The 18,132-nt window shown below is 38.4% G+C and carries 18 protein-coding genes and 2 pseudogenes; 6 read left to right on the top strand and 14 right to left on the bottom strand.

The features are described from left to right. Positions 1 to 82: 82 nt before the first annotated feature. The 4 genes from RMB13_RS05110 to RMB13_RS05095 all read right to left on the bottom strand — a co-directional run bounded on the left by RMB13_RS05110 (position 83) and on the right by RMB13_RS05095 (position 3,922). The gene (locus tag RMB13_RS05110) at positions 83 to 1,135 is read right to left on the bottom strand and encodes a 3-keto-5-aminohexanoate cleavage protein (RefSeq protein ID WP_004643365.1); all 1,053 of its coding nucleotides are present in this window, start codon (positions 1,133 to 1,135) and stop codon (positions 83 to 85) included. 60 nt (positions 1,136 to 1,195) lie between these two features. Then, positions 1,196 to 2,044 (bottom strand): TauD/TfdA family dioxygenase, encoded by an 849-nt coding sequence (locus RMB13_RS05105; protein ID WP_311084588.1) that lies wholly within the window; start codon positions 2,042 to 2,044, stop codon positions 1,196 to 1,198. 11 nt (positions 2,045 to 2,055) lie between these two features. Further along, positions 2,056 to 3,042, bottom strand: a complete 987-nt coding sequence (locus RMB13_RS05100) for a quinone oxidoreductase (RefSeq protein ID WP_311084587.1) — start codon at positions 3,040 to 3,042, stop codon at positions 2,056 to 2,058. Between the two features lie 136 nt (positions 3,043 to 3,178). Then, positions 3,179 to 3,922 carry an aspartate/glutamate racemase family protein gene (locus RMB13_RS05095; RefSeq protein WP_311084586.1) on the bottom strand — a complete coding sequence of 248 codons (744 nt, stop codon included), beginning with the start codon at positions 3,920 to 3,922 and terminating at the stop codon, positions 3,179 to 3,181. Between the two features lie 143 nt (positions 3,923 to 4,065). Here RMB13_RS05095 and RMB13_RS05090 point away from each other — a divergent pair, with 143 nt between their 5' ends. From RMB13_RS05090 to RMB13_RS05065, 6 genes are all read left to right on the top strand, one after another. Next, positions 4,066 to 4,719, top strand: coding sequence for an NUDIX domain-containing protein (locus tag RMB13_RS05090; protein WP_311084585.1), 654 nt, complete (start codon positions 4,066 to 4,068; stop codon positions 4,717 to 4,719). A 32-nt stretch (positions 4,720 to 4,751) separates the two neighbouring features. After that, a complete protein-coding gene (locus RMB13_RS05085) occupies positions 4,752 to 5,312 on the top strand; it encodes a shikimate kinase (RefSeq protein ID WP_311084584.1) in 561 nt (186 codons plus the stop codon). Positions 5,313 to 5,322: 10 nt separating this feature from the next. Continuing rightward, a complete protein-coding gene (locus tag RMB13_RS05080) occupies positions 5,323 to 5,817 on the top strand; it encodes a GNAT family N-acetyltransferase (protein WP_209733978.1) in 495 nt (164 codons plus the stop codon). 157 nt (positions 5,818 to 5,974) lie between these two features. Continuing rightward, complete coding sequence (locus RMB13_RS05075; protein ID WP_311084583.1) at positions 5,975 to 6,547, top strand: nuclear transport factor 2 family protein; 573 nt, start codon at positions 5,975 to 5,977, stop codon at positions 6,545 to 6,547. Then, positions 6,514 to 7,008: a chalcone isomerase family protein gene (locus RMB13_RS05070; protein WP_311084582.1), complete on the top strand. Its 495-nt coding sequence runs from the start codon at positions 6,514 to 6,516 to the stop codon at positions 7,006 to 7,008. Before RMB13_RS05075 ends, RMB13_RS05070 begins: the two co-directional genes overlap by 34 nt. Before the next feature lie 17 nt (positions 7,009 to 7,025). Continuing rightward, positions 7,026 to 7,721 carry a response regulator transcription factor gene (locus tag RMB13_RS05065; RefSeq protein ID WP_311084581.1) on the top strand — a complete coding sequence of 232 codons (696 nt, stop codon included), beginning with the start codon at positions 7,026 to 7,028 and terminating at the stop codon, positions 7,719 to 7,721. Here RMB13_RS05065 and RMB13_RS05060 read toward each other — a convergent pair. From RMB13_RS05060 to RMB13_RS05015, 10 genes and pseudogenes are all read right to left on the bottom strand, one after another. Continuing rightward, positions 7,718 to 9,046, bottom strand: a complete 1,329-nt coding sequence (locus tag RMB13_RS05060; RefSeq protein ID WP_311084580.1) for a HAMP domain-containing sensor histidine kinase — start codon at positions 9,044 to 9,046, stop codon at positions 7,718 to 7,720. The genes RMB13_RS05065 and RMB13_RS05060 overlap by 4 nt on opposite strands. Before the next feature lie 29 nt (positions 9,047 to 9,075). Continuing rightward, the gene (locus RMB13_RS05055; RefSeq protein ID WP_311084579.1) at positions 9,076 to 10,125 is read right to left on the bottom strand and encodes a cyclopropane-fatty-acyl-phospholipid synthase family protein; all 1,050 of its coding nucleotides are present in this window, start codon (positions 10,123 to 10,125) and stop codon (positions 9,076 to 9,078) included. A gap of 8 nt (positions 10,126 to 10,133) precedes the next feature. Then, positions 10,134 to 10,914: pseudogene (locus RMB13_RS05050) on the bottom strand (DUF1295 domain-containing protein). A 29-nt stretch (positions 10,915 to 10,943) separates the two neighbouring features. Beyond that, positions 10,944 to 12,143 carry a cyclopropane-fatty-acyl-phospholipid synthase family protein gene (locus tag RMB13_RS05045; RefSeq protein ID WP_080027436.1) on the bottom strand — a complete coding sequence of 400 codons (1,200 nt, stop codon included), beginning with the start codon at positions 12,141 to 12,143 and terminating at the stop codon, positions 10,944 to 10,946. Then, a pseudogene (locus RMB13_RS05040) lies at positions 12,140 to 12,930 on the bottom strand (DUF1365 domain-containing protein). Before RMB13_RS05040 ends, RMB13_RS05045 begins: the two are co-directional and overlap by 4 nt. A gap of 22 nt (positions 12,931 to 12,952) precedes the next feature. After that, positions 12,953 to 14,215: an FAD-dependent oxidoreductase gene (locus tag RMB13_RS05035; RefSeq protein ID WP_311084578.1), complete on the bottom strand. Its 1,263-nt coding sequence runs from the start codon at positions 14,213 to 14,215 to the stop codon at positions 12,953 to 12,955. Beyond that, on the bottom strand, positions 14,212 to 15,183 hold the full coding sequence (locus tag RMB13_RS05030) for an acyl-CoA desaturase (protein WP_311084577.1): 972 nt from the start codon (positions 15,181 to 15,183) through the stop codon (positions 14,212 to 14,214). The genes RMB13_RS05035 and RMB13_RS05030 overlap by 4 nt, the downstream gene beginning before the upstream one ends. Positions 15,184 to 15,303: 120 nt before the next feature. Then, the gene (locus RMB13_RS05025) at positions 15,304 to 15,867 is read right to left on the bottom strand and encodes a lipocalin family protein (RefSeq protein WP_311084576.1); all 564 of its coding nucleotides are present in this window, start codon (positions 15,865 to 15,867) and stop codon (positions 15,304 to 15,306) included. Between the two features lie 96 nt (positions 15,868 to 15,963). Continuing rightward, positions 15,964 to 17,367, bottom strand: coding sequence for a heavy metal sensor histidine kinase (locus RMB13_RS05020; RefSeq protein WP_311084575.1), 1,404 nt, complete (start codon positions 17,365 to 17,367; stop codon positions 15,964 to 15,966). Further along, the gene (locus RMB13_RS05015) at positions 17,364 to 18,035 is read right to left on the bottom strand and encodes a heavy metal response regulator transcription factor (RefSeq protein WP_174748098.1); all 672 of its coding nucleotides are present in this window, start codon (positions 18,033 to 18,035) and stop codon (positions 17,364 to 17,366) included. The genes RMB13_RS05020 and RMB13_RS05015 overlap by 4 nt, the downstream gene beginning before the upstream one ends. Positions 18,036 to 18,132 lie beyond the last annotated feature (97 nt).

The following is an 18,132-nucleotide window of genomic DNA, read 5'->3' as shown; positions in this document are numbered from 1 at the left end:
CTAGTGCAGCCTTGCGTCTTTAAAATCAAAGCAAATAAGCTGCACTACAATTGAGGTCTAAATTCCATTAGACCTTGTCACATTAGTTACGCTGAGGAACGCCTTTTTGCCCTGCTTTACGGTTGGGTGCCATACCATTTGCGATTAGGGTTTCTTCAATACTGTTGTATTGCACCCCAATACGATAAATTTCACGAGCTTCTTTTCCTGAGGCAATTTCACGACCTAATTCATGGGCAATCCGAACGGTTTGCTTAATTTGCTCTACAGAGGAAAAACGGCGTCCGTGATGATCAATAATCGTATCTTCGTTACCCACACGAGCATGTAACCCCATTGCCATCGACATGGTGTTAAAAGGCAATACATTTTTGAGCAGAGATTCGGATGTCAAAGTACATCCATCAGGTACGCGATGAATAAAATTAAAGAAATTAAATGGGTTTGGACCATCAAAACCACCGCCGATTCCAATCCAAGTTAAGTTTAACGGCCCCATGTACAATCCTTTACGCACCATACGTTCTAGCGTTTCAAGACCATGCATACCAGTTAACTGAAAGTGCGGTTGAATATTATTTTTACATAAGCGCTTAATATGTTCGGCCACCCATGCCGGACCAGCTGGCACGGTCATCTCTGCATATGCTGCCTGAGTCGCTGGATGTGCCAATGAAGTTCCTTCTAAATATTCAGGATAGAGCAATTCCATAATATTCATTTGTGTGGTGTTAATTGCCACCGTGACCTGATCGGGCTTTGGTGTGAGTTCAGCCAACATATGTCGGGTGTCATCACTTAGCCATAGTGCCGCCTCACCTTCACTCTCTGGTGCAAATGAAATCGAACCACCCACCTGAATAATCATGTCAGGTACAGCTTCACGTACACCTGCGATGAGCTCATTAAATTTTGATAGACGTTTAGAGCCTTTGCCATCAAGCTCACGCACATGTAAATGTAGCACCGTAGCACCCGCTTCATAGCACTCAACCGCTTTTTGTATTTGCTCATCCATGGTCACAGGAATATCTTCGGGAAAGTCTTCAGGCATCCATTCCGGTCCATACGGCGCAACGGTAATGACTACTTTTTCCATATTTTCTGGGTGCAAAGAATCGTCAAAGAATTGCATGTGCATCTCCTTATATATTTTGTGAATTTTCAATCAGATAGAATTTTTTAATCTGTAGATTTAATAGGTTGCGTCACCAATAATGCCGGCCCGCTCCATTTTTCGATGACACGGCGGATAGTCCATCACGGCATAGTGTTGTGTACTGCGGTTATCCCAGATTGCAATACTGTTAGGCTTCCAACGCCAGCGCACTTGAAACTCTGGAATATACGCTTGAGAAATTAAATAGCGTAATAGTTCCGCTGCACCCGGATTGGCATCTTGTCCGAATCTGACCCGCTCTTTGGTGTGATAGTTACTGAAGTGGGTTGTGAACGCGTTGACGTATAAAATTTTCTCGCCCGTTTCAGGATGAGTACGTACCACTGGGTGCTCAGCATCAGGAAACTTTGCTTTTAAGTCCAAGCGTTTTTCAAGTGGCATAGCCGCACCAAAACTCGCTTCTATGCTGTGGTAAGCGCGTAAGTCAGCAATCTTATCCTTAATATCTTCAGGTAAAGAATCATAGGCCATCACCATATTGGTCCACATGGTGTCACCACCCACAGGTGGGCATTCGACACAATGTAGTACACACCCCATTGGTGGAACCTTGCGCCAGCTTGCATCACTGTGCCAAGCATTTTCATAACGATCGATTGGACTTTCTGGATGTTTATAAATCTGTACTAAACCCGGATGGTCAGGGTGACTTCCGACCGCTGGATGATCTTCTAACTGTCCAAATTTTTCTGCAAATGCCACATGATCCTGACGGGTTAAATGCTGATCTCGCAAGAACAAAACACGATGTTTAAGTAGTTGGGTACGAATTTCAGCGAATAATCCATCATCATAAATAGCATCAGCAAGTTTTACCCCACTTAACTCTGCACCTATATTGCAAGTTAACTGTTCAATTTGCATAAGAAATCCCTTCAAATTACAAAAATTGATGAACCTATTGTTTTGCGTGCTTCTAAATCACGATGAGCTTGCACGGCATCCTTTAGCTCATAACGCTGATTAATTTCAATTTTGATTCGTCCGTGTCGAACATGATCAAATAATTCATTGGCCAGTTCTTTTTTCTCAGCAGGATCTGCAATGTAATCGGCTAAAGCTGGACGTGTCACAAACAATGAACCTTTGACTGCAAGTAATACCGGATCAAAAGCAGGGATTGGGCCCGAAGCCGTACCTACGCAGACCAACAAACCACGGCGTTTTAGGGAGTCTAATGAACTCATGAAAGTGGCTTGACCGACACTATCGAAAACGACGTTTACACCCACGCCGCCTGTTAACTCACGTACACGTTCGCCAACATTTTCATGGCTGTAGTTAATGACATGATCACAACCATGAGCTCGCGCTACGACAGCTTTTTCTTCTGAAGATGTGGTACCAATAACGATCAAGCCAAGTAATTTGGCCCACTGAGAAACAATCAGGCCAACACCACCTGCGGCTGCATGTAATAAAATTGAATCGCCAGCTTTAAAATCATAAATGCGGCGCATCAGATAAGCAGCGGTCAGCCCTCGCATAGTCATGGCTGCCGCTGTTTCACAAGAAATTTCTTCGGGTAATTTAATTAAAGCATTTGCTGGAATCAGACGGTGGATACTATATGCACCTAAGGTATTTAAAAAACCTGTATAAGTGACGCGATCACCTACTTTGAGCTGAGTCACTCCTTCGCCTAAAGCTTCGACGACACCTGAAGCTTCGACGCCCATGCCATTAGGCATTGGAATTTGATAGGTTCCATTACGAAAATATGTATCGGCATAATTTAGGCCGACTGCCACATGACGTAGGCGTACTTCTCCAGCTTTTGGATCTCCTACTTCTACATCTTCATAGCGCATTACTTCAGGTGTTCCTGTTCCATAGAAACGTATAGCTTTCGTCAACGTCATGTCCTATCCCATATTTTGGTTTTTTATTAAGTGCCTATAAAAGCAATAACTAAAACTACAATAAGAAGGATATGGGCCACTTTACATTTGACGACACAGGCTTAACGATTAATGACAAAGGATCTTCGAAATATTGCTAAAGAATATTCGCAGCAGTCATGCGTAGATTAGCGCTTTTAGAGTTTTTATTTTCATTTAAGCTAAAACTCACCGCCTCTTTTGCATGAATGGTAGTCGTATCAAATAAAGGAACCGAGAATTTAAGCTCACCAATCAACATACAAATTTCAGTACAACCCAAGATAATTCCTTCTGCACCTTCAGCTATGAGCGCCTCTACAATAGCCTCGTATTTTTGTCTTGAATCTGGGTTTATTACACCTAAACAAAGTTCTTCATAAATAATACGATGTACTATCTTTCTGTCGGCTTCATTTGGAATAATCACATCAATTCCATGCCCCTGTAATCGAGCTTTATAAAAATCTTGCTCCATTGTAAAAGCTGTCCCCAAGAGTGCGACTTTACCAATGTGTTGACTCACAATTTCTTTTGCTGTCGCATCGGCAATGTGTATAAAAGGAACCGTAATAGCATCCTCAATCTGCGGTGCAATTTTATGCATGGTGTTGGTACCCACTAAAATACACTCTGCCCCTGCTTTTTCTAAATTTTGTGCTTGCTCAGCTAAATATGCACCAGCTTCTTGCCAGAACCCTTTCGCTTGCAACGCTGCGATTTCTTCAAAATCAACACTATTAATAATTACTTTAGCAGAATGCAATTTTCCTAATTTACCGTGAACCATTTTATTAATTTGTTGATAATAAAGCGCTGTGGATTCCCAACTCATGCCGCCTAATAAACCAATTGTTTTCATTATTTAAACTTCCTATTTATTCAAATGTAATCTATATCTCTTATGAGTAAAGCGCAGCTAGAATAAAATTGCTTTCTTTTAATTTCTATCTTATAAACCACATAAAATATGTTCTTAAACTTTATAGTCGATTAAAAAATAACATGGATATTGATATATTTAATGATAATTACGAATACATGGGTGTTGTTAATAAAAAATTAGCGCATCAATTGGGACTATGGCATAGGGTTTTTACTTGCCTTGTATACAACCCATCAACTCAATATGCTTATTTTCAGCTAAAAAATTCTGATAACTATACTTTCGACAGAAAAAGTTTTCTTGATATCTCTGTAGGCGGCCACTATGAGGCAGGTGAAACCATTGAAGATGGCATAAGAGAATGCCAAGAAGAATTAGGAATTGATGTGAGATTTAATCAATTAATTTCTATTGGAATTCGACAAACGGCTTGCCATATAGCAGAAAATTACATTGCAAATGAATTTCAACATATCTTTTTATTGCCTTTAAATATTGATTTATCCGAGCTCAAGCCGAAAGATAATGAGATCGTAGGATTTGTAGAAGCTCCAATAAATGATTGTATTGATTTACTTCAACAAAAAATAAATTCTATTCAAATAAAAAAGAGTATGAGAGTTAAAGAAAACTTATGGGAAATAAGTACCGATGTTATTACGTTAGAGAGTTTTCCTCCAAATTATCTAGCTCTTGATAAGATAATTGAAAGATTGCTCATCGCAGCTATGAGACAGATTTCCGGTGAAAACATAAACTATATTTATTGGTGAAATAAGACTGAATTAATAAAGGAAGTTGCCTCTTGCTTATACATTTCATAGGTCCGGGTGGAGCTGGAAAAACAAGTCTTGCTAAACAATTTGCTATAGATTTCGGTGCTATTTATTATGATTTGGATGAGCACTTTATGCTTAAAATAGGAGATATTTCTCAATTTATAACTAAATATAGTTATAAAGAATATGCTATTAAAAACATTGAGTTATATAGAAATTTAACAACAATTCTAAACCCTGATCTTGTAAATATAATTGTATGTTCATCAGGATTTATGACTTACCCTAATGAACTTATGGATAATTATGAGGGGATAAAGACCCAGATTGAAGAAAGTTCTTTGACCTTTTTACTTTTACCTTCTTTCGAGCTTGAAATTTGCGTGAAGGAAATTGTAAGAAGACAACTACAAAGAGAGTATTTAAATTGCTCGTCAGGGAATGAAGAAAAGAAAATTAGAAACAGATTTCCTTTATATATAAACTTAAAATGCCAAAGGATTTTAACAAATCAAGAACCTTCAAAGATAGCATTTGAGCTATACAAAAAAATTTTTATAGATAAAAATACTTTTCAAACCATTTAATAAGAACACTATGTTAGAGACAGATCGCTTAATTTTAAAACCATTTCTCGATAAAGACTTACCCATCATGATCGAGATGTTTCAAAACAAAGATTTTATGGCCTTTTCGCCTTACAGTGCCTTGTCTACTGAAGCTGCAACTCGTCGATTTTTAGAAATTTTAGAACATTATAAAAATCATAATTTTGGCAAAATGGCTATCGTCTTAAGAGATACCCATAAAATTATTGGTTATTGTGGTTTTGAAACTTGTGAGGTGGATGGCAAGACAGAAACTGAGCTAGGTTTTAGACTTATTAAAAGTGAACGAAATAAAGGCTATATTGTTGAAGCTTCACTTAAGTTACTAGAAGACATGAAAAATCGAAACTTTAAGCATGTGATCGCTTTTTCAGAAAAAGATAATTTACCTGCCCACAACCTATTAAATAAACTTGGTTTTGAAAAAACAAATTCATCTAGTTACATGAATATGGATGTTATCTTTTTCAGGAAAGAACTGTAAATTTTTAAAGCATTATTTCAAAGATATTTTGAGAGAGATGGTATCTAACCCTTTCTAAAAAACAGCCTCTAAACGTCAATCTAAAAACATAAGAATTCACGCAAACTTCACGACCAGCTCTTTAATTTAATCTTATAAAGTTGGCTCGGATATAGACATGAAAATTATAACTACAGCCCTAGGGCTGATTACCTTGGTAGGTTTAACAGCGTGTAAAAGTGTGCCTAGCTATTCAGGTGACTATACTAAAGCTGAACAAAAAATTAATGGAATAACATTAAATGACGAGCAGGCGTTAGATATCGGCAATCGTTTTGTTGCTGCCTTTAATACGCTTGGTACCCCTTCCTTTATAAGCAATGCTGGCAATCTCTACGCTGATCAGCTTTATATCAACGATACACTCTCGCAGTTCTCTCAGAAAAAAGATCTCATTAAGCATTTTGAAGGCATGAATGCTCGAGTAAGTAATGTCACTGTAAAACTGATTAGTGCAACTCATCACGAAGATACAGCCTATATCCATTGGTACATGACCTATGACTTTAAAATGTTAGGTCGTTCAAAAACCATGGCTTCTTATGGAATGAGTCAAATTAAAGTTAATGAACAGCAACAAATTATTTTCCAGCAAGATTATTGGGATCCGGCGAATGGCCTTTACCGTTCTTTACCAATATTTGGAGGAGTATATAAATGGGTATTACCTTTCAAAAAAGTCGAATCTTGATATTTCTAGGAATCTTAATCGTATCTCAAGCGAACGCGGCTGAACTAAAAAAATGCAGTTCAGCACCTTTAATGGTCACGAGTAAAAAAGTAGGAAATGTCAGTTATTTTGCTGAAGATTGCCTAAAAAGTTGGCAGAGCCAAAGTATCAAAATGGACTTTAGCTATAACCGAGATATTCCCGAATGGGCATTTAAACGCGCAGCAGCCCACTTTTTGAAGAGGAATGTTAGCGGCTTTGATGCAAAATCTCCGCTTAATCATATTAATGAACTATATAGACCAATTAAGAGTGGAGATCTTTATAGTCTCTATTATCAACATGAAAATCAAAAACTAGAACTAAAATTAAACCAGAAGCTACTCGGTTCTTTAAACAATCCGAATGCAAATCAATATTTTAAAATCTGGTTTGGTAGCGAACCGTTTAATGCTAAATTAAAACAACAACTATTAAATTAATGGCTTAATAAAATCTCATGGGTAATCACTTTATCCTCATGGTTGAGGACCATTTTGAACTTGCAGCAACCGTCTGCGAATTTCTTGAAGTGCATGGTTATATCATCGATCATGCGCGTAATTTAGATGCTGCACGGACTTTTCTCAAATCGCAGCATTATCATCTTTTGCTGCTCGATATAAACTTACCCGACGGCTCAGGTTATGACCTATGTAACTGGCTACGCACCGAACAAGCCGTTGATATTCCAGTCCTTATGCTGACAGCAAGAGATACTTTAGATGACAAACTTAAAGGTTTTACCGCTGGAACAGATGATTATTTAGTAAAACCCTTTGATTTTAACGAACTAGTGATGCGGATTCGTGCATTAATTAAAAGAGCAGCTGGCGAAGTTACTCACCATAAAATTCAGATTCATGACTTAATTCTTGATAGCGCAACCCAAACAGTTATTCGTGCCGGAAATAATATCGAATTGCCGCCTATTCAATTTAAATTATTAAAAATTTTGATGCGTCAGTCGCCAAAAGTGGTGACCAAACAAGAACTGATGATGGAGTTATGGGGCGATGAAGAACCTGAAAGTGATGCATTACGCAGTCACATATATAACTTAAGAAAAATGGTTGATAAACCTTTTGACCCTAAGCTATTACATACAGTAGCAGGCGTCGGTTTAAAAATTGCTTTAGAAAGTTCTGCAAGTTAGCTCAAATAGACCACAACAATTAAACCTGTTGCCTGTTCTAAGTCCAACTCAGGATGAGTAGCTAAATAGTACTGCCGATCAAACAACTCCACTCTCCATCCTAGTTGTTTGCAAAGCTTTTGCACCAATTGCAAACCAATTCCGTGGCCTTTAACTTTTAAAGAAAGTTGGGAGTCACTGAGCTCTTGTACTTTCACATCATTAGGTAAAGAAATTCCAATTCCATTATCAGCAATAATTAGGCTGTTTTTTTGTTGAATAATGTCGATTTGTGAGCCTTGAGAATAGTTCAGCGCATTACGTAAAATATTGCTTAAAACCATTTTAGTCATAGAGGGATATAACCAGCGTGGCTGTTCAGAAAGGTCGGGTTGAATATGAATATGTATCCCCTTACTCTCACTCACTGCTTGTAAACTTTCGACTAGATCCTTCAAAATTCTAGATAAAAAATTCTTCTCAGACGGTAAGCTTTTTACTGTATTACGTGCAATCGCCAGTAAGGTATCAACTAATAACTGCATATCCTCAATCGTATTATGAAGACGAACCAAGGCTTTATCATCTCCATATCTCGCCTGACAAAGTTGCACATTACCTTTCAAAATGGTTAGCGGAGTACGCAACTCATGGCTCACATCTCCCGTAAATTCCCTTTCGCGTCGAATAAAATCACTTAAAACTTGATGATATTTTTCCAAGGCTTGCTTGAGATATTCTGCTTCCATGTTGCCATTGGTATTAATATCTTTAAAAGGAGATGCTTGGGTATCTTGATGTGCCCAATCGATATTTTCCAAAGCATTTGCCAAGCGTGTAATTGGGGAAAAATAGCGTCTGGCTTTTCGATTTGACCACCATAAAAAGCTATATAGCACAGACAAACTAAACATGAGCGGAGCCAGCCCAAATAGCCAGATCAGCTTATTGACATTGCTCTCGCCAAATACCAACAGAACATGTTGACCATTATGCTCACCATAAACTGTCATTCGCTCTTTACCATCAACGAATACTCGGTGCACCCCACTTTCTAAATGCATGCCCCGAAATGGTTGAGGTGCAATCTCTGTATTCCACCGATATCCATATAAATTTTTCGTATCCGGTAAATCTGCATTTGGGTCACGTTCTATGCGTAACCAGTAATGCTCCATTTCCTGCTCTAAAGCGGTTTTAAGTAAAGAGCCTTTAATGACCCATGCACTACAAGCCAACCCGACCACGATCGATAATGCAATCAGAGCAATCTGCAACCAATAATATCGATTGAACATTTTGGCTAATGGATGACTAGATTTGCCATCATGTCGAGTTCTTATCATATCTTTATCGCCGGGATAGGCTGTAGAAATTACAATGCTCTCTTTCTAAATAAAAAGTGACCAATGACCCATTCTTGTCCTTGCTCAAAACCAAACAGCTCAGCACAAGCCATGAAGAAAATACGCCAACGTTGCCACCAAATATTGGCATCTTTTCCATAGATTTTTTTAAACAGAGGCTTCAATTCAACTTCTTGATTATCCATATTATCAAGCCAAGCATTTGCGGTTCTCATATAGTGCTCACCCGACCACTGCCACTGTTGAGCCAACTCTAAATGCTCCTGAAAATGCAAAAAAGTTGACGTCGCAGGCATTAAACCGCCAGTAAAGAAATACTTGGACATCCAATCATAATCTGATTTTACTTCAAAAGGATAATGTAAAAAGCGATGGCAAAAAATATGACACCAAAGTAGCCCATCTGCCTTCAACCATCCCTGAATTTTCTCAAAAAGACGTTGATAGTTACGAACGTGTTCAAACATTTCAACCGATACAACCCGATCAAATTGATCTTGGTCTAATTCCAGCACATTCACATCACATGTGAGCACTTCAATATTGTTCAAACCCTTCAACTTTGCTTGCCCAAGAATATGCTTTTTCTGGGTTGCAGAGTTTGAAACAGCAGTAATCTGTGAGCGCGGATAGTTTTCTGCCATCCATAATGTTAGAGAACCCCATCCACAGCCTAGCTCTAGAATATGTTGGCCGTTTTTAAGTTGTGCTCTTTCACAGTAAAGCTGAAGTGCCAGCTCCTCTGCCTGATCTAAAGTTGTTGTTTTAGTAGGAAAATAGCAAGCACTGTATTTGAGTCTTTTTCCAAGCACTGCCTGAAAAAACTCAGTCGGCAATTCATAGTGCTGCTCATTTGCTTTGTCTGTTTCAACGGCGATTTCGCTCCGTTTCAGCATATTAAGCACATCCATATAGCGCTGTGCCCCTTGTTCAGGGTCATAACGGCCTTCTTGAATTAAACGCTTTTTGCTTAAAGCACGGATTGCTGCCCGAATTGCATGATCTGGAATCACACCACTTTCAACAATTTTTAAAGACTGATGAACAATAAAATCCATATGCGCACCTATTTTTTGGGTTTTCGCGGAATAAACATTGATGTTTTTTGTTGATAATCAAGATAATTTTGGCCGCGGCTTTTAATTGCTTGTTTTTCACTAAATGGAATACCCGTGACGTAGTATAAAAATAGCCACATCAGTAACGGATAAATCCACAATAAATATTGGCCCGCAGCTAAACCAATGATTGGATAGGCAAACCAGTGTAACCATTCAAAAAAATAATTTGGGTGACGTGAATAACGCCATAAACCCTGATCCATCGTTTTGCCATGGATGTTCCGGATTTAATTTAAATCGGTATAACTGCTGATCAGCGAGCTGCTCTCCAATAAAGGCAATCACCATGATGGCAGCAGCAATCACTAAAGCGATTTTATATCCACCACTCCATTCAATTGCTTCTACATTGAGTAGCGTCCACATCGGAAAAAAGAACAAAAGCACCAAAAGCGTTTGAAAAATAAAAAATAATAAAAAGCCAAAGTGCTGGAACTTACCCATCGACTTACGCATGTTCGCGTAACGACCATCTTCTTTGTGTTCAGATTGATAACGTCTTAACAGGTGCCAAAATAATCTTAAAAACCATAAGCCGCTAAAAATACCGACAAAAAGTCGCACTTCAACTGGAGCAACTGAAATGAGTAAAGAAGACACAATAATGTTTACTGCCAGACAGAAACTCCATGCGGCATCTACAATTCCAGCTCGACCATTTGCTGTGGCAAGTAGCCAGCTCAGCAACATGATCATTAAATCTAGAATCAGTAAATTCCAAAACATGAGCAGTCTCCTTGCTTGATGTGTTTGAGTTAGTAACTGGTACTTTCAAACAACAAGTGAACATTGCTTATCACGCCTTCTTTAAAACCACCCTCGCAATAACATAAATAGAAATCCCACATGCGAATGAAGTTTTCATCGAATCCCAGAGCCAATACTTCCTCTCGTGCGATTAAAAACCGTGCTCGCCAGTGATGAATTGTTTTTGCATAACTTAAACCGATGTCATTTAAATGCTTTAGCCTTAAACCACTTTCAGAGGCGGTTTGAGTCAATACACTCACGCTAGGAATAAAGCTACCAGGGAAAATATAACGCTTAATATAATCGACTGTATTTAATGCTTTTTTATAACGGAAATCTTCAATGGTGATGGCTTGAATAAATGCCAAACCTTTCGGTTTTAACAGCGCTTTGCACTGATCAAAATATGTTGATAAATATTGTGCACCTACGGCCTCAACCATTTCAATTGAAACCAACTTATCGAACTTTCCTTCGAGCAAGCGGTAGTCTTTTAATTGCACATCAATTCGATGTGCCAACCCAGCTTCACTTACACGAGTAACGGCTTCATCGTATTGAGCTTGTGAAATGGTAATGGTGGTCACTCTACAGCCGTAATGTTGGGCTGCATAAATTGCAAAACCACCCCACCCACTTCCAATTTCAACCAAATGATCCATTGGTTTTAAATCTAACTTTTTACAGATGAGCTCTTTTTTATAATCAGATGCGTCTTCGAGTGACATGTTTTCATTTTCAAAAACAGCACTCGAATACATTAAAGACGGGTCTAAAAATAATTTAAAAAAGTCATTACTTAAGTCATAGTGCTCAGCAATATTTTTACGGCTCCCGCTTATAGAATTTTTTCTATTTTTATACCAACCCTTCAGAAAAAACTGGCTCGCCTGTGCAATAACATTCTGGTTAAACTGATCTAATACATCTCGATTACGTGCCAAGATCTGAACCAACTCTACAAGTTGTTCGCTGCTCCAATCACCACGGATATAGCCTTCAGCTGCTCCTAAAACACCATTTTTTAAAATGAGATCCATCAGCAAAGGATTGCGAACTTCAATCACAGCATGTAAGTCTGAAACCTCGCCAACCGTACCACTCCACGCGCCCTGAAAAGTGATCTGTCCATGACGTAATTTGAGAAGACTCTTGAGCAGTAACGGTAGTGAGTCATCTTCACCATAAAGAAATGTTTTTATCATGTCTTATCTACCTTGATCTTTTTAGGATGACGATAAAATGGAACTTTTTTCGCCACAACTTAAATGCCTCTAAATATATTGAAAACAACATTTTAAAAGGGGCTAGGCTGTTCATAAGAGCATATCGATACTGCTGTGAAGGAAATGTGATGGGCACAAGTTCAAACCGCATAGTTGCATCAAACACTTGTTTTTGCTCTTCAAAGAGCTGCATGTGAATGACATTTTGCTGATCTGAAAAACTAAATCGCCAGCGGTAAGTCAACTGCATGGGCATAAACGGCGAGACGTGAAATGATTTTTCAAAGTTAAAATCAAAACTTTCATAACCGCCTACATGGGAGTGTTGATTCATACAGTCATGTATATACACTTTTCGTTCATTCCAAGGGGTATTGGTGATTTCACTAAGAATAAATAGCGGTTTTCCGGCTTTATTTAAAACAAAATAAAAGACGACCGAATTAAACCGAAAACCCAAACAACGAGGTAAAGCCAATACTCTGATTTGCCAGTCTGGCCTAATATGTAAGTTGTTATTTTGCAGTATCGCTTTTTCTACTTTTTCCTTTATAGACCCGTGATACATATTTAAAAAATCATTTTTGGATAGTTCTAAGACATTCCAATGATTGGTTGACCAAAGTGAGCAATCTTTTGCAATCTCACTTAATTGATCTGGATCGAACCACAAGTAATTTAAGGTCGATGTGAATTGATGCTGTTTGGGGCTATAGCGTCGGTGACGAATAAGTGTAGGAGCTATAGCAAGTTTATTTAATAACATTTGAAAAGCTCCTTACCTATTTTTATAAGTGTAAAATTTGCTCTACAACACGTGCTGCACTGCGGGCACCATCCTCATGGAAACCCCAGCCCCAATACGCTCCACAAAATGAAGTTCTGTTTTGTCCGTTAATTTCTTGCCAACGAGATTGAGTTTGAATCGCTTTTGTATCAAACACAGGATGACGATATTGGCGCTCAACCAAGATGTCTTCGGCTTTAATTTTCATATTCGGATTTAAAGTAGAAAAAACTTGAGTATTGCAGGGTAAATTCTGCAAATTATTCATCCAGTAGGTAAAACCATAATGTATGTCGGACTCATTGCTTTGAACTTGCGATGTTGGAGTTACATGTACATGCCAACTTGCCCACTGCAAACGGCTTTTAGGCATAATTGAAGTGTCACGGTGAACCACCATGTGATTATCTTGATAGCTAAATTGACTTAGTATTTCTCGTTCAAGCGATGAAGCATCTTTAATTAAACTTAGGCTATCGTCCGCATGGCTTGCGAAAATCACCCAGTCATATTCGGCTTGCCCTTCAGTCGTTTCGATAAACACGGCTTCTTGTGAACGGCTCACACCTTTTACTTCTGCAAATTTCCACTCAATGGATGGACAGTTTTGTTGAATAGCATGTATATAACTTGCTGAACCGTGTTTAACCGTTTGCCATTGTGGCCGCTCTTTTAGCTGTAGCATGCGGTGATGCTGAAAAAAGCTTACGACAAATCGATATGGAATCTGACCTACCTGCTCAACCGGAGCAGACCATAATGCCCCGCACATCGGATAAAGATGCTCATAACGGAACTCATGGCTATATTTGTGTAGGTCTAAATAGTCTTCAATAGATAAATTAGGGTCAAAATCTGCTACGTCAATATTTTTATTATCATCATAAAAACGCAGCAAATCTGAGAGCATTTGTAGAAATTTACGGTTTAGAAAGTTCTGCGGACGGGCAAAGAGCGACCTTTTTTTTGAGGGGTTATATTGAAGCCCACTGACCAGATTATTCACCGAAAAACTCATGTCGCTGCTTTGAGTTTCAACTCCCAAATTTTTAAGCATGTCGGTAAATAAGGGATAGTTGTAGTCATTAAACACAATAAAACCACTATCTACCGAAACTTTAGCGCCCTCTATATCTAGCTCATGAGTGTCAGTATGACCACCTAAATAGTTATTTTTTTCATATACGGTAACTTGATGTTGTTTTGACAATTTCCATGCAGCATAAAGTCCCGATATACCCGAACCCACAATGGCAATTTTCATAACACTTCCCCATTTTCAATTTTTTCTATCGGTAGATCTTTAATCTTTTTATATTGATAAACCTTCGCTGGTACTGGCTTTAATCCCCATACCAAACCAAATAAAGACATCAGTTTGAGTACATAAAAGGTGATATCAATCTGCCACCAATAAAAACCTTGACGCACACTACCCGCGTAAAAGTGATGGTTGTTGTGCCATCCCTCACCTAAGGTAATTAAAGAAAGTAAAAAGTTATTACGGCTGTCATCTGGGGTATTAAACTCTCGTGAACCATAACGATGCGCGAGTGAGTTAATACATAAGGTTGCATGCGTTAATAGAACGGTAGAAATCACAAATCCCCACACCAAAAGCTGTAAGCCATTAGTTCCCAACTCAGGGAAATGTTGCGCAAGCCACGAACCAAAACCATAAATTGCCAAAGCTGTAAAAATCACAATAGGCAAACTAAATCGGTCCAGCCAAATCAGCTCAGGATATTTCAACCAGTCTTTAATTACTTTTTTTCGAATAGCAAAATTCTGCTCATTCAAAAACCAGCCTACATGGGAATACCAAAAACCTGCTTTCGCTGAATGCGGGTCCTGATCGGTGTCGGTAAACTGATGGTGATAACGGTGATGCGCTGCCCACCATAACGGTCCACGCTGTGCACTCATGGTTCCGATCAGTATAAAAATGAACTGGACAATACGTGATGTTTGAAAAGTTTTATGTGAAAGATAGCGGTGAAAAAAAGCAGTAATTGCAAACATGCGAAGAACGTAAAAACCCAGCATGAAGACAACTGCAAACCAAGATACGCCCACCCAAAACACAGCTAAACAAGCGATATGCAATAAAATAAAAGGAATTATTCTTAACCATTGAATTTTCTTTTCAATGACATATTCGCCAGAAGTACCCACTTGCGCATTTTCTGAATCTGACCAGCTATCGATCCAGCGCAGAAAAAATTTAGACATTGATTCTTCCTGATCTAAAGCATTTCTTTTGGTTCTAATTTAGAAAATGCGCAATGAATTTTATGTGAAGTTCACACGATTACGAGATAAATATAAGAATCTACATAACCAGCAACGTCACTATTTAGGCTGTGTTGTCTTAACGAGTTTAGAAACATCGTAGCCATAGCTTTTTGCGGTTTGCAGATAAGACTGATATGTCGCTTCATCAATTTGAGGACTACGAGAAAGAATCCATAAATATTTCTGGCTTGGGCCACCCACTAAAGCGACCTGATAATCTTGGTCAACTCTTAAAACCCAATAATCGCCTTTTGTAAAAGGAATCCATCTTAGGCCTGAAGGCAAAAAGCTCACTTTTAATTTACTGTTGCCCTCATTTTGCGAATAGGCCACACCTTCAGATGAAATCATTTTGCCATCTTTGTTGGTACAACTATTTAAAACACCAACGGTTTTGTCCGCGTTAATGGAATAGTTAGCAGTTGTATTGGCTACACAATTACGCTGAAAAAACATAGGTAAATGCGCAATCTCATACCACTTACCTGCGTATTTATTAATATCAATAGATTCAACAGCGACAGGTTTAGTGGTCGTGTCTGCGTAAGTACTCAAAGGAAGCGTTAAGCTAACCGCTGCAAGACTGCTGCTGATGACAAGTGACTCAAATAATAATTTCATAACTACCCTCTTCTATTTATTTCATATGTTTAAACATACGCCAGAGGGCTGTGAACAAAGTGTGAATTTTAAAAATTAAAGAACATTAATAAGGATTTAATTGTATTTATTTGGGGCATCTGCAATTGGAAAATCAAGCTCAAAACATACGCCATCGAGCGTGTTATAAACCCGATATAGGCCATGATGTAGATCCATAATTGAAGCGACAATCGATAACCCTAATCCACCTGTCTGGTTCTCATCACTTCGACTTGAGTGGCATTGGTAAAATCTTTCAAAAAGATGCTCAAGTTGATGGTCAGCAATTGAAACACCTCCCGTTACCACAGTCAGGCTTACCCATTGCGTATGCTCAATCATCTTATGCTTAGTGGCAATATAAATAGATCGCTTGTCACCACCGTGTACCAGCGCATTTAAAATTAGATTGTAGACTGCTCTTTGAAATAGCTCTGGATCTGCAAATAAGGTTTGAGCTTCTAAGTTAAAACTAAAATGACACTCTTGTTCCTCGGCCTGATATTCAAAAATCTGGCATAGCCCATCTATAACATCTTGGACGTTTATTTCTTGTTTGTTTACAAGAACCATTTTCTGATCGGCTCTTGCTAAAAAAAGCATGCTATCAATCATACGTTTTAATCTGTGGTAATCATCCAAATGAGACACCAGCAAATCTTTATATTGCTCAACTGAGCGTTCGCCAGTTAAAGCAATCTCGGTTTGCCCAATCAGATTATTTAAAGGCGTACGGAACTCATGAGCAATATCCTCAGAAAAACGGTTGAGCTGCGTATAACCCTTTTCAATACGCTCAAGCATGTGATTTATATCTTTTGAAAGCAGCTCAACTTCTAAAGGTGACTTTGAGAGGTTTAATCGTTTCTGTAGCTGATTTACGTTAATAGAATGAGTTTGCTTGCGAAGTTGTTGTAGCGACCTTAAACCTAGGTGACACGCTAAAATGCAAAGCACAAAGATTGCAAACACGCCTCCTACCACATACATCAAGAGACTTTCTTGAAAAGGTAAAAGAATATTGATGCGTTCCGACCATTGTTTACCTGCAATGAGCAGATAAGGTTCGTTATTAATTTTTATGGTTTTCCATGCAATTCGTGTTGGATATGAGTTGTTGGCTAAATCTTGAAATTGAAGACTGTCGCGCTGTGCAAGCTCAGGTAACTGAATATGGAGCGGATTAATATTAATTAGAGTTTTGTCTTTATGCATGAGCAGAAACAAGTTGTCTTGGTTGCCGAGCATGTTTTGGTACAGCTTTGGCCGCGCAATGATTTGCTCTACATTTTCGCTATCTTGTAGCAAAATTTCCAAACGGTTAATTCTGTCTGCTAAAGCTTTATCTTGTTGCTTTAATAAAATTTGGTTAATACCTAAATAGGTCATAAAGCCGACGGAACATAAAATTAAGGCAGAACAGAGCGTGACCAGTAATGTAATACGGACTTCAAGAGAACGCAGAAATTTAAAGTTCATAAGCTAACCGAAATTTTATAGCCCAAGCCACGGATGGTATGAATGAGTTTTAATTCATATCCTTCATCAATTTTGCTTCGTAAACGGCGTACTGCCACATCAATAAAATTGGTATCGGTGTCAAAGTTAATATTCCACACTTCGGAACCAATTTGTCTGCGCGTCACGATTTGCTCTTTATTGATCAATAGATAGCGCAATAAATTAAATTCGGTTTTGCTCAGCTCAATTAAGTTGCCATTACGCCATACTTTATGTCCGACCAAATCCATTTTTAAATCACTGATAGACAGCTCATTTTCTTGCAGATATTGCTGTCTTCTTAACAGACTTTTAATACGTGCCAACAATTCAATATAAGAAAAAGGTTTAGCCAAGTAATCATCTGCACCTAACTCCAACCCTTTGACTCTATCCATCACCTGATCTTTTGCTGTTAAGAAAATAACCGGAATTTTGGAGAACTGGCGTAGTACTTGTAATACGCTCCAGCCATCTATGTCCGGCAACATGACATCAAGAATAAGCAAGTCATATTGATCTTTCTTTAGCATTTCCAAACCTTGAAGTCCTAAATGAACGCACTCTGCTTGATATCCGGACTCTTTTAATCCTTTGACCAAATAAGTAGCGATTTTGATCTCGTCTTCAATAATAAGGATACGCATTTTGTAGAGACTCATTTGAAAGATGACAACTTTGTAATGTGATTGTCATGCTTGGAATTATTCAATTTGTTTAAGATTTTCAAAGCGACATAGAGGC

This window comes from Acinetobacter sp. V102_4, assembly GCF_031799005.1.
GTDB lineage: Bacteria > Pseudomonadota > Gammaproteobacteria > Pseudomonadales > Moraxellaceae > Acinetobacter > Acinetobacter calcoaceticus.
This window is presented reverse-complemented; position numbering and strand designations above follow the sequence as displayed.

Bases quoted from the DNA above. Each gene is read 5' to 3' on its own strand.
- RMB13_RS05110 (WP_004643365.1), bottom strand. From the start codon at position 1,135: ATGCAATTCTTTGACGATTCTTTGCACCCAGAAAATATGGAAAAAGTA.
- RMB13_RS05060 (WP_311084580.1), bottom strand. From the start codon at position 9,046: ATGATAAGAACTCGACATGATGGCAAATCTAGTCATCCATTAGCCAAA.
- RMB13_RS05095 (WP_311084586.1), bottom strand. From the start codon at position 3,922: ATGAAAACAATTGGTTTATTAGGCGGCATGAGTTGGGAATCCACAGCG.
- RMB13_RS05090 (WP_311084585.1), top strand. From the start codon at position 4,066: ATGGATATTGATATATTTAATGATAATTACGAATACATGGGTGTTGTT.
- RMB13_RS05025 (WP_311084576.1), bottom strand. From the start codon at position 15,867: ATGAAATTATTATTTGAGTCACTTGTCATCAGCAGCAGTCTTGCAGCG.
- RMB13_RS05035 (WP_311084578.1), bottom strand. From the start codon at position 14,215: ATGAAAATTGCCATTGTGGGTTCGGGTATATCGGGACTTTATGCTGCA.
- RMB13_RS05020 (WP_311084575.1), bottom strand. From the start codon at position 17,367: ATGAACTTTAAATTTCTGCGTTCTCTTGAAGTCCGTATTACATTACTG.
- RMB13_RS05055 (WP_311084579.1), bottom strand. From the start codon at position 10,125: ATGGATTTTATTGTTCATCAGTCTTTAAAAATTGTTGAAAGTGGTGTG.
- RMB13_RS05045 (WP_080027436.1), bottom strand. From the start codon at position 12,143: ATGATAAAAACATTTCTTTATGGTGAAGATGACTCACTACCGTTACTG.
- RMB13_RS05015 (WP_174748098.1), bottom strand. From the start codon at position 18,035: ATGCGTATCCTTATTATTGAAGACGAGATCAAAATCGCTACTTATTTG.
- RMB13_RS05100 (WP_311084587.1), bottom strand. From the start codon at position 3,042: ATGACGTTGACGAAAGCTATACGTTTCTATGGAACAGGAACACCTGAA.
- RMB13_RS05075 (WP_311084583.1), top strand. From the start codon at position 5,975: ATGAAAATTATAACTACAGCCCTAGGGCTGATTACCTTGGTAGGTTTA.
- RMB13_RS05030 (WP_311084577.1), bottom strand. From the start codon at position 15,183: ATGTCTAAATTTTTTCTGCGCTGGATCGATAGCTGGTCAGATTCAGAA.
- RMB13_RS05065 (WP_311084581.1), top strand. From the start codon at position 7,026: ATGGGTAATCACTTTATCCTCATGGTTGAGGACCATTTTGAACTTGCA.
- RMB13_RS05070 (WP_311084582.1), top strand. From the start codon at position 6,514: ATGGGTATTACCTTTCAAAAAAGTCGAATCTTGATATTTCTAGGAATC.
- RMB13_RS05080 (WP_209733978.1), top strand. From the start codon at position 5,323: ATGTTAGAGACAGATCGCTTAATTTTAAAACCATTTCTCGATAAAGAC.
- RMB13_RS05105 (WP_311084588.1), bottom strand. From the start codon at position 2,044: ATGCAAATTGAACAGTTAACTTGCAATATAGGTGCAGAGTTAAGTGGG.